9 protein-coding genes and 5 pseudogenes are annotated in these 10,378 nt (G+C 58.9%); 10 read left to right on the top strand and 4 right to left on the bottom strand.

The annotated features are described in order from the left end of the window. Positions 1-122: pseudogene (locus BLR85_RS30145) on the bottom strand (integrase); the annotation flags it as partial. A 318-nt stretch (positions 123-440) separates the two neighbouring features. After that, positions 441-1,031, bottom strand: coding sequence for a TetR/AcrR family transcriptional regulator (locus tag BLR85_RS26555; protein ID WP_139188571.1), 591 nt, complete (start codon positions 1,029-1,031; stop codon positions 441-443). A gap of 106 nt (positions 1,032-1,137) precedes the next feature. On the opposite strand from BLR85_RS26555, the gene BLR85_RS26550 reads away from it, so the two are divergent. From BLR85_RS26550 to BLR85_RS26540, 3 genes are all read left to right on the top strand, one after another. Then, entirely contained in the window at positions 1,138-1,605 is a 468-nt protein-coding gene (locus BLR85_RS26550) for an MAPEG family protein (RefSeq protein WP_093164494.1), read from the top strand. Between the two features lie 130 nt (positions 1,606-1,735). Continuing rightward, positions 1,736-2,323, top strand: a complete 588-nt coding sequence (locus tag BLR85_RS26545) for a hypothetical protein (protein WP_244520890.1) — start codon at positions 1,736-1,738, stop codon at positions 2,321-2,323. Between the two features lie 412 nt (positions 2,324-2,735). Further along, positions 2,736-3,866 carry an NAD(P)/FAD-dependent oxidoreductase gene (locus BLR85_RS26540; RefSeq protein WP_093164492.1) on the top strand — a complete coding sequence of 377 codons (1,131 nt, stop codon included), beginning with the start codon at positions 2,736-2,738 and terminating at the stop codon, positions 3,864-3,866. Between the two features lie 58 nt (positions 3,867-3,924). Here the strand turns inward: BLR85_RS26540 and BLR85_RS26535 are convergent. Then, positions 3,925-4,682, bottom strand: a pseudogene (locus tag BLR85_RS26535) (IS5 family transposase). Positions 4,683-5,019: 337 nt separating this feature from the next. On the opposite strand from BLR85_RS26535, the gene BLR85_RS26530 reads away from it, so the two are divergent. Both BLR85_RS26530 and BLR85_RS26525 read left to right on the top strand, forming a co-directional pair. Then, positions 5,020-5,334 carry a hypothetical protein gene (locus BLR85_RS26530; RefSeq protein WP_093164489.1) on the top strand — a complete coding sequence of 105 codons (315 nt, stop codon included), beginning with the start codon at positions 5,020-5,022 and terminating at the stop codon, positions 5,332-5,334. A 15-nt stretch (positions 5,335-5,349) separates the two neighbouring features. Further along, positions 5,350-6,180 carry a class I SAM-dependent methyltransferase gene (locus BLR85_RS26525; protein WP_093164487.1) on the top strand — a complete coding sequence of 277 codons (831 nt, stop codon included), beginning with the start codon at positions 5,350-5,352 and terminating at the stop codon, positions 6,178-6,180. A gap of 417 nt (positions 6,181-6,597) precedes the next feature. Here the strand turns inward: BLR85_RS26525 and BLR85_RS30140 are convergent. Next, a pseudogene (locus BLR85_RS30140) lies at positions 6,598-6,795 on the bottom strand (transposase); the annotation flags it as partial. 218 nt (positions 6,796-7,013) lie between these two features. Here BLR85_RS30140 and BLR85_RS26515 point away from each other — a divergent pair. The 5 genes and pseudogenes from BLR85_RS26515 to BLR85_RS26495 form a co-directional block, all read left to right on the top strand. Beyond that, positions 7,014-7,553: a hypothetical protein gene (locus BLR85_RS26515; protein ID WP_093164480.1), complete on the top strand. Its 540-nt coding sequence runs from the start codon at positions 7,014-7,016 to the stop codon at positions 7,551-7,553. 763 nt (positions 7,554-8,316) lie between these two features. Next, positions 8,317-8,766: an EF-hand domain-containing protein gene (locus BLR85_RS28790; RefSeq protein WP_170844791.1), complete on the top strand. Its 450-nt coding sequence runs from the start codon at positions 8,317-8,319 to the stop codon at positions 8,764-8,766. Positions 8,767-8,877: 111 nt separating this feature from the next. Then, entirely contained in the window at positions 8,878-9,489 is a 612-nt protein-coding gene (locus BLR85_RS26505; RefSeq protein ID WP_093164477.1) for a TIGR02466 family protein, read from the top strand. 396 nt (positions 9,490-9,885) lie between these two features. Beyond that, positions 9,886-10,079 (top strand): annotated as a pseudogene (locus tag BLR85_RS30135) (phage integrase N-terminal SAM-like domain-containing protein); the annotation flags it as partial. Positions 10,080-10,082: 3 nt separating this feature from the next. Next, a pseudogene (locus tag BLR85_RS26495) lies at positions 10,083-10,378 on the top strand (IS5 family transposase); the annotation flags it as partial.

The following is a 10,378-nucleotide window of genomic DNA, read 5'->3' as shown; positions in this document are numbered from 1 at the left end:
TCGAGCCGTACCCGAATTGCCCAGACATGCTTCGGCAGCAGCGGTCTCTTCTGGCCGACAACTCGTCCCTTGTTCCAAGGTGGCCGGCAAGCGCGAATGGCGGGAAGGTTCACGTTTTCCATGACGTTTCCTCACATCCGCCACTCCCTTCCACAGCGCCAACCCAGCGTTGGAAAATAAGCATACTCCCCTCGGGAGCCGCCCAGCAGTGAGGACGACGAAATTTTGGGTAGAGGTGTGAGGCAGCTTTATCAAGTTCTTGCCATTCGCTGCGGACGCATCTCTCCAGCTTCGCACAGCCTGAGGTCCGGAATGAAGGGCGGAAAGGGTGAATTCGCTGCGGTTCAAATCAACGTCTACTATTCCGACGTCCTCGCTGTTGCTCTTCAAATTGCGTATAATTGGATCGCGAATTGGTCGACGACGTGTTCAATGCAATGTCACCGGCAGTCGTGCAATAGCCGGGTAATAAGGTCGACCGCTGCCTCGTCTGAGAGACCCGCGTCGCACGCCAGCAGGCGCCAGGTCTCGAAGTTCAGTGCCAGGGCGATCGTGGCCTTCAGAAGCGGGTCCTGCCGCTCCGGCTCGGGAAATGCGGCGAGAAGGATCTCCCCCGCGGCCTGCCAGTAGCCGTCGTAGGGCGCCATGATCGGACTGCCGCGCAGGTCGTCGATTACCGAGGAGATCATCGGCTCGGTCTCGCGGTGGAAGGCGTAGGCCGCGGCAAGTCCGTGGCGGAAGCGCTCTTCGCCGCCCTCCACGGTCGCCCATTCTGCGAGATCGGGAAGGGGATGGCGCTCGAAGTAGGTGCCGCTGCATGCGCCGAGCAGTTCCATATCGTCGGCGAAGTGGCGGTAGACGGTGACCGTGCCGACGCCCGCCTCCTGCGCCACGTCGCGCATCGAGGTGGCGGCGGGGCCCTTCGACTGGTGCAGCTTGATCGCAGCCTCGACGATTCGCTGCCGGGTCTCCTCCTGCGCTACGGCGCGTTTTGTCTGTTGGTACTTCCTGGTCATAATTTGATGATACACGACATTTCACGAAGCTTGACAAGCCTTCGTATTTCGCGGTACATGTATTTTCGTGAAATAGGACGTTTCACGAAAATTAGGAGACTATCAGCGAGGAGACCCCGCGATGTCCACACTCACCATGCAGAACCCCGTTTTCGTCATCTACATGATCGCAGCAGCCCTGATGGTGCTGAAGGTGATGGGCCAGGGATGGGTGACCGTCTACCGGATGCTGAAGGTGGGCTCGGGATGGGCGTCGGCTGAGGACCTGCGCCCCGGGCTCATCAACCGCAACCCAAACCCGTCGCAGCTCGAGATCAACGACTACGTCGACCGGTCGCGCCGCATCCACCGCAACGATCTGGAAAACATCCCGGCGTTCCTCGCCATGGGCCTACTCTTCGTGATCGCCGGGCCCTCGACCCTGCTGGCGGGCGTGCTGATGTACGGCTTCGTCGCCGCCCGTCTTCTGCATACGCTGGCGTACACCACCCAGCAAAGCCATGAGGTTCGTGCGACGCTCTATACGGTCGGGTCGCTCGCGGTCATCGCCATGGCAGTCTACGTTCTCTGGGTTGCCCTAGGGCATTGAACTCTGAAAACCCGATTGTTCCGGTGGGGATCAGCGTCCCACAGACGTTATCCGTCACGTTCGCTTAAACATGATAAATTGAGGATCAAGACGGTCCCGGAAAGATCGTCCAACCAGGGGAGGAAAAACCATGAGACTTGTTAACGGCGCTATTGCGGTGGCGGTTGCATCGGCGTTTACAGCGCCCGTTGTCGCCGACGACTACGACCTCGACGCGATGCGAACAGCCAACGAGAAATATAAAAACGTTGAGGTCGCGCTCTCCGAGGGCTTTATTCCGGATCCTTCAGGTCACTGCGTTGACGCAGCAGCGGAAGGCTTGCCTCCGGAATGGGGCGGAATGGGCATTCACTACCTTCGGCCCGATCTCCTGAAGCTCTCGCCTCCAGGCGACAGAGTTGACGGGGCAAGCACCCACACCGACTTCATGGCGCCCGCGATCTTGCTCTATGAGCCGCAGGCTGATGGATCGCTTGAATTGGTCGGCGTCGAGAACCTGGTCTTTGAGGCCGCATGGTTGGCCGATGGTCACGATGGCCCCCCGGTGCTGAATAACCGCGAATGGGACCACATGAGCGACGATCCCAACACACCCGGTGACGAAGCGCATGGGTTCATGCCGCATTTCGACCAGCACGTCTGGCTGTTTCGCGAGAATCCCTCTGGCGATTTGATGCCATTCAACCCGATGGTTACCTGCGAGCACCATCACGGGTGATACCTTGCGAGTGCGCGGCTTACACCGCGCACTCACCGCAAGCGCGTAACGCGTCAGCGAGCCTGTGGCAGTTGTGGCGAGAACTTACCAAAAGCAATGGTCAACCCCGACGAGCGGTCGCGAACAGGAATGTTCGTCAAAGGTTTGCAGGTGCTGTCCAACTCCGTCCACGAGGACCCAGTGCGAGGCCCAGCTATCACAGGGCATCGACGGCCCCCTCTCCAACGCAGGTGCTCGGAGCGAATCTTTTCAATATGGTCGGCGACCTCGGTGCATAGGGATTTGGAAACGCAGCTTGCAGCGCCAACCGTTTGCCACCTATAGTCGTAAGGGAAAGGAACGGGAGCCTCATTCAAGAGACGGCCTCCGATCTTGCGGCGCCTCCGGTGAGTCTAGAGCCGAAAGGGGAGCGATGAAGTCTCGAGTTCTTGTGCTGGGTGCCGGCTTCGGCGGAATGGAATTGGCCACACTTTTGTCCGAAACACTGGGAGATGTGGCCGACGTCACCGTCATCGATAAGGGTGACGCCTTTGTCTTTGGCTACTCCAAGTTTGATGTGATGTTTGGCAAGACGACGCTGGATGCGGTGCGGCTGCCCTATCGCAGTTTCGCCAAGACGGGTGTGCGTCTCTTGCAGGAGACAATCGTCGCCATCTATCCAGAGGCGCGGCGCGTGACGACCAACCGAGACACCTACGCGGCCGACTTCCTGGTGATCGCCCTCGGCGCAGACTTCGATCTGGCCGCGACGCCCGGCTTGGCAGAGCACGGCCATGAGTTCTACTCCGTGCCCGGAGCAAACCGGCTGCGCGAGGTCCTGCGAAAGTTCTCGAATGGACCGGCGATTGTGGGGATCTGCGGCTTTCCCTACAAATGCCCGCCTGCGCCGAGTGAATGCGCCCTGACTCTGCACCACTATCTGACCGAGAGGGGCGTGCGCGACGATTGCCAAATCACGCTAGTCTCGCCGCTGTCGAGCCCGATGCCGGCTTCCGCCGACCTCTCTCAGGCGCTGATGGAAGCCTTTGATGACGCAGGAATTCGCGTGCTGCTCAACCGGATGGTGACAGCGCTGGAACCGGATCGCGGGACTGCAGTGCTGGACGACGGGACCGAGTTGCCCTGCGCCTTTTTTCTCGGCGTTCCCAAGCATCAGGCCCCCCAAGTGGTCATCGACAGCGGGCTGACTGAGGGAGGCTGGATTCCGATCGACCTGAACAACATGGAGACGTCAGTACCCGGCGTGTACGCTATTGGCGACGTGGCAAAGACCGGGCTGCCGAAAGCCGGGTCGTTCGCTGAGAGCCAAGCCCGCGCCGTGGCAAGTTCCATCCTCGCCAAGACGACCGGTGGCGAGGCAATCCCAAACACAGGGACGGGCAGTTGCCTTGTCGAGTTCGGAGATGGCCGGATCGGCTGGGCAGACCTGGATTTCCTTACGGGGCCAAAGCTCAAGGCCGTTTACCACGCGCCCTCGTTCGACGGACGGGCCCACAAGGAGGAGTTCGGTACCAGTCGCACGGCGCGATGGTTTGGGCTCTGACATTTAGTGTCAGAAAGCTTCCATCTGAGGAGAGTGAGGAATGCAGAAGGGTCAGGATTCATAACCAGTAGATTTCGACTGCCGCGAGGGCGATGACCGAAAGGAAGACCTTTGGGCATCGGTCATAGCGGGTCGCCACACGCCTCCAGTCCTTGAGCCTGCCGAACATGATTTCGATGCGATTGCGCCGCTTGTATCGGCGCTTGTCATATTTGACCGGCGTCTTGCGTTTCTTTCGGCCTGGGATACAGGCGCGTATCCCTTTGTCCTGCAACGCTTCTCTGAACCAATCAGCGTCATAGCCACGATCCCCGAGCAGCCATTTTACGTTTGGCAGGCCGCCGAGCAGTGCCCGCGCGCCGATATAATCGCTCACCTGCCCGGCGGTGACGAACAGGTCGATCGGTCTTCCCTGGCTGTCACAGATTGCGTGCAGCTTGGTGTTCATACCACCTTTGGTGCGACCGATCAGGCGTCCACGCCCCCCTTTTTGACGGCCATGCTGGTCGCTGTTCGATGTGCCTTCAGGTATGTCGCGTCGATCATCACGGTCTTCTGTTCGCCGTGGGCCGCAGCCAGCCCGGCCATCATCCGCGCGAAGATGCCTTTCTCGCTCTAACGCTTCGAGCGGCTGTAAAGCGTCTTGTGCGGACCATAGGCGGCAGGAGCGTCGCGCCAACGCAAGCCATTGCGATTGATGAAGATAATCCCACTTAATACTCGTCTGCCATCGACCCGGGGCTTGCCATGAGACTTCGGAAAGAAAGGTTTCAGTCGCGCCATCTGCGCGTCGGTCAGCCAGAAGAGATCGCTCATGTCACCGCTCCATTTTCGAAGCCTTGAATCACGCGTTGTGGCCGAAATCAATGCATCCTGACCCTTGATTGTCGGCGGCGTCAACGCTGGCGAGCCCTACAGCGCCACAAACGGATTTGCCGCATCGGGCTACGACGTGGTTGCCTATTTCTCTTTGCCACGCGTTGATCCTTATTCTCCGCCACCGGCGTCCGTCCCGGGTAGGGAATCCATTACCCTGGAATAGCTTCGACACAATAGGTTGGGGACGGTCGCAGATCCGCTTCGGAATTCGTGCTATGGTGATGAAATGCGGAGTCTGGCTCCTCAGCCCCGCAATCCAATCGGGAGAAAGCCCATGATGATCGCGCGGTGGACCTGCGAAGCGAAATTCGGAATGAAGTCCGAGGCGCTGAAACTTCTCAAGGAATGGCAAGAGCAGATTGGTGCACAGGTAGGGATCGAAACGGCTCATATCCGAACGATCACCGGATCGGTTGGCGCCAATGAAGCAGCGATCCAGGATGAATTCGAGATAAACAACTTAGCCGAGCTTGATGATGTCTTCACCAAGCTCGCGGGTGTCAAGATGCATGCAGAGTGGGGAAAAAAGATGAACGAGGTGATCGTTTCCGGCTCGACCTATTGGGAAGTTTTTCGGGTGGTGGAATGAACCACCGGCTTCGGCATGGCTGATCCGAAATCAATTTCCGACCACTGGGGAAAGGGAGACGTGTTTTCCCGGATCGTCGGCGCCATGCGATCGGCCGGAATCGACCGCGAAACGGTAACGATTGAGCAACTGGCGCCTGTGGACCATTTCCATGCGCGTGGGTTTCCGGCGACGAGAGAACTCGCGGATGCTCTACCAATAGAGGCAGGGTATCGGATCGTCGATATCGGATGTGGTTTGGGCGGACCTGCAAGGTACCTGGCAGATCGCTTTCAATGCCACGTAGACGGTATCGACATCACCGAACCCTTTGTGGTTGCGGCAAACAAACTCACCGAGCTTGTCGGGATGCAGCATGCCGTGAGATTCAGGCATGGCGATGGTCAGAATCTTCCCTATGCCGATGAAACTTTCCACGGGGCGTATACCCAGCATGTCACCATGAACGTACCTGACCGCGGAGCGTTCTTCCGCGAAGCGTGTCGTGTCCTGAAACCCGGCGCTTTTTTCGCACTCACCGAACATGGTCTCGGCGAGATCGGCCAACCGCATCATCCGCTTCCCTGGTCCGAAGACGGTAGCGGCGCCTACCTTATGCGACCGTCAGAAACTGTGGAGGTTCTGGAACAGGAAGGTTTCTCCGACATCACGGTCACCAACACCGGCGATAAATACCTGCAAGGATATAATCAGGCGATAAAACTGGCCGAGAGTGGCGAGTTGCCAGCGTTCGGTTCTCATATCTTGCTAGGAAAACTGGCGCCTCAGATTGTGAGAAACGCAGCGCGAAACATCAAAGAGGGAAGAACACATCCCGTGCAGATCATTTGTCGCAAACCGGCATAGTCCTCTGCGCGGCGCCTCTGGTGCGGCGCCACCATGCCTTGGGCCAGACTCGCGGGTTGATAACAAATCGGGCTTCGAAAGCCCAAACATGCGGCCCGTCGGCACCAACGCCATTTTCCCAACAGGCAAGAGTTGTGATGGACCTGTTATTGGCCTGCCTGGCCGATTTGCTGGCGACCGGGTGTATCCGTCCGGCAAAGGAGAAGTCCGCCACGCAATCGATTTGAGCAACGAAGCCCTGCTGGACCCGTATCGGGACTCTTACGGCTCCATTTCCTCACAAAATCGCGTATTGGAGTTAGCATTCGCGCCGAGTGCGAGAAGTAGTGGATTTCGGTTCAGATTTGACCAAACCACCGCCGGGTCACGCAAATAAGTCGAATTGCTGCTCGCGCCAGAGCTCCGGGATGGGGTTTCCGGTTCCTTGCTCTTCGGCTTGTCCTCGAACACATCAGACACGCCATCGAGCAACTGGTCTTTCCACTGCTTGATCTGGTTCGGATGCAGGTCGAACTGGGTGGCCAGTTCGCTCATCGTCTTGTCGCCCTTCAGCGCCGCCAATGCGACCTTCGCCTTGAACGCGGCGCTGTGGTTTCTTCTCGGACGTCTTGCCATCTTTCGCTCCTTCTTCCCGGCATCGCTGCCGGATCGGGAGCAGAAAATCCACCTAACTCAACCGTTCAGATTTCCCGAGCCACCTCTGCCAATTGTCGTCTAACTCGAAATGCCAAATGATAGTTGCGCCTAGACGGTGACAGGAGACCCGCCACCCACTATTATGTCAGTAGAGCTGCCCCATTTCCGGAGCAGGCAATGGCGACATAGGCGAGCCAATGACCGAAAACACCATTAACAACAAGCGCGGCCCGGACGGGCATTTCCTGCCGGGGAACAAGCCCCCTCGATCGCCCGGGCGTCCGCCGGGGGCGAATGGCGTGAACGCCCGTGCGGCGCACCTCGCCAACGAACGGCTGGAAGATTTTCTCGGAAAGGCCGCCAATGTCATCGATCGGGCTCTTGACGAGGGCGACCCTCATGTCGCGACATGGGTCATCGATCGGCTAAGACCCCAGAAAAACGCCGACTTTGTGCGGATCGAAATCCCCTCAGATCTCAACACCCCGCAGGAGGCCGTAGAGGCCGCCAGAGAGGCCGTTCTGGCCGCCGGACGGGGAGACATCAGCATGAGCGAAGCACGCTCATACTTGGCGCTCCTAGAGCGACTGGTTGGCATGCAGGGGTATCTTGAACTGGAACAGTTGCGAGAGACGGTGGAGGAGATGAAGGCGAGTCGGGATCGGCCGGCTTTGCAGGTTCCGGAGATTTCGCGGTTGCTGTGGGGACAGGGAAAGGTTGATCGGGAAGCTGGGTAGATTGCCCAGTTCTAGGGAGGTGCTTGAATAATTCCGCTTCCTGCGCATTTCGATCCTGGTCGGTAGCGACGGGACCTCCCGCGCCGACTCGAACGGTAGTGAACTGCGCTTTGCCGATATTGGGCTATTTCGAGCAAGGTCCGCTCTGCATTTGATCTCTACGGTCGCTCCCTCTTACCCGGCGTCAACAATCAGTTTCCATCCGACCTATCAATGTCTGATCTCACTTGATGCTATCTACGCGCCGTGGAGGTCCTATTGGTGGGGGCAACGGCATAGATGGCTCTTCATTGGTGTCGCCGCCTCCACACGAGCACGAACCATGTTCATTTTCAGGAGACATCTTCAACTTTTGAGAAAGGGACCGACCTGAGGATGCAGGCCGGTGGCATCCCTATGAACGGGAATGCAACTTACACCTCTCTACGAACGCTCACAACCTCGAACCATCGGCAACTACTTATCAAACGCTTCCTGCGCGTTGCGGGCCTTTGCGAGATTTCGAGTTGCGTCTGGTTCGCGGACTGACCGGACTTGCAGCATGGCGGCACCATCCTCGCCGGGGAGGCGGATGCCTGCTTGCAAGCCATCTGGCAGGCGACTGTCCGCCGACCCCGCGCTTCTGCTTGGCTCACTCTGATTGCCCTGTTCAAGGTCCGGCTATAACGTCTGGCTCGGGAACAGAATGAAGCGAAAAAGCATTGTCGCTAACAAATGGGATTTCCAGCGGCCAGGCTTTGAACACTGTGGGGAGGACAAGACCTTGACCATATCGAAACTGCTTTTATCGACATCCGTACTTGCCGTCATGGCGCTCCCAGCGCTTGCTCAAGAACGCACATTTCGGTCGATCGACACCAATCAGAACGGTGTTCTGGAGCGAGGGGAGCTAGAGGAGGCATTCGGCAGCAGCGGTGCGAGCAAGGTGCTGTCGCGCAGCGATTCTGACGGCGACGGAAAAGTCACGCGGAGCGAACTACGGCAGTCGAGCGACGATGACGAGAGCGACGATGACGAGGACGACGACAGCGAGGACGACGACAGCGAAGACGACGACCGCAGCGACGAGAGTGACGACGACGAGGACGACGACAGCGGAAGCGACGAGAGCGACGACGACGAGGATGACGACGGCGGAAGCGACGAAAGCGACGACGACGAGGATGGCGACAGCGGAAGCGACGAGAGCGACGACGACGAGGATGACGACTAGGATCTCTGGCACTCGCGAGGCTTCAGCCTGCGCCTTGCAGATGCCAGAACTAGCTGCCATTGGAGGTCGGTTTAGAAAACATTCTTCAATACGCTTCGGCAAGAGGTCGCAATGATCGAAAAGACTAGGTACGAGAAGCTGTTCTCGACGCCGCTGATTAGATTTTGCATGTTGGATCACGTGACTCTTGACGCGGCGCTGCTTCAGGAAGGCGCGCGGCTACGTGCCGAGGGCGGTGGCGCGTCGAAATCGAACCGCGGCGGTTGGCATTCGGAGGGCAATCTCTTTGATGTCGCGGCACCTTGCATCTCACAGCTACGAGAGGCTGCACGGGAAGCAGTCTTCGCCGCGACCCGGCAGATTTCGGCGAAGGCCGATCCCGAGGCTCTGCGCCTCAGACTTTTCGGGTGGATGAACGTGAATCCCCCCGGCGGGTTCAATGCGCCGCACACTCATCCGGGGGCCCATTGGTCTGGAGTCTATTATGTCTCTCAACCGGAAGTCGAAACGGGGTCGTCTGGGATGATCGAGTTTCTCGATCCCCGTTCGGACCTGCCGCACTGGCGGATTTTCGACGCCGGCGCATTCCGTCCCAAGAAGAAGCTGCGGCCGGCGGCTGGGGAAATGATATTGTTCCCCTCCTACTTGGTGCATTGGGTCTATCCAAATGATAGCGGAGAAGAGCGCGTGACAGTCGCGTTCAACGCGACATTCCGGACGTAAGGCGGGGCTGGCGCGGTGCCCGTGTCCGCCTCGGGGTGCTTAGGGAAAAACCTGCGTTCGTACAGGCTACCTGGTGCATCTCCATTCCGTGCGTTTCAACATCGTTCGGCTACCAAGAATACTGGCTGGTAATGGCTGCTTGCGGTCGCTGAACGGTCATTCGTGCAACCTTGCCAATTGTCTGCAAGCGTCGGCATAGCTGCCTTGAAAGCGACAGACGGTGAAGTCGTCGACTGCCTGAGCGGTACAGGTCCGCTTCCTGCGCATGGACGAAGCCGCTCGCGCGGCAGGGGCGCCTCTTGTGGGCGTATCGCGTTGATCTGATCGTCGCGCTTCGCTGATGGGTCCACTGGACTGACGATTGGGGTCTTCTCAATCGTCAGACAGGGGGTTCCCATGACGGAGGAAAGAACCACGCCGCTGCGCGAGCGGATGATCGAGGACATGCGTATCCGGGGCCTGGGCGACAAGGCGCAGAAGGCCCACATCCGGGGGTCAGGGATTTCGCCAGGTTCCTGGGGCGATCGCCGGACACGGCCACGCCGGAGGACCTGCGCGCCTACCAATTGCACATGGGCGAAACGGGAGTCGGGTTCTGGATCGCTCGGACAGGAGCACCATGGCGGGACTTGCCCGAAGAGTTCGGAAAATGGTCAAGTGTCTATCGGCAGTTCCGCCGCTGGACGCTCGCCGGTCTCTGGGAACAGATCCTGGAGGCGCTGACCGAGAGCCGGATCGTCCCTGACGCCCTGCAAATGGTCGATAGCACCGTGGTTCGCGCCCATCATCAGGCAGCGGGCGCTAAAGGGGGACTCCGCGACAGGGTTTTGGCCGCTCAAAGGGTGGCTTCACGACCAAGATCCACCTCCGGGTGAATGCCGCCGGGCTG

Source organism: Aliiruegeria lutimaris (genome assembly GCF_900099935.1).
GTDB lineage: Bacteria > Pseudomonadota > Alphaproteobacteria > Rhodobacterales > Rhodobacteraceae > Tropicimonas > Tropicimonas lutimaris.
The sequence above is the reverse complement of the archived record's forward strand: the minus strand, read 5'-3'. Positions and strand labels throughout refer to the sequence as shown.

Coding starts and splice junctions, on each gene's coding strand:
- BLR85_RS26550 (WP_093164494.1), top strand. CDS start 1,138: ATGTCCACACTCACCATGCAGAACCCCGTTTTCGTCATCTACATGATC.
- BLR85_RS26545 (WP_244520890.1), top strand. CDS start 1,736: ATGAGACTTGTTAACGGCGCTATTGCGGTGGCGGTTGCATCGGCGTTT.
- BLR85_RS26540 (WP_093164492.1), top strand. CDS start 2,736: ATGAAGTCTCGAGTTCTTGTGCTGGGTGCCGGCTTCGGCGGAATGGAA.
- BLR85_RS26530 (WP_093164489.1), top strand. CDS start 5,020: ATGATGATCGCGCGGTGGACCTGCGAAGCGAAATTCGGAATGAAGTCC.
- BLR85_RS26525 (WP_093164487.1), top strand. CDS start 5,350: ATGGCTGATCCGAAATCAATTTCCGACCACTGGGGAAAGGGAGACGTG.
- BLR85_RS26515 (WP_093164480.1), top strand. CDS start 7,014: ATGACCGAAAACACCATTAACAACAAGCGCGGCCCGGACGGGCATTTC.
- BLR85_RS26505 (WP_093164477.1), top strand. CDS start 8,878: ATGATCGAAAAGACTAGGTACGAGAAGCTGTTCTCGACGCCGCTGATT.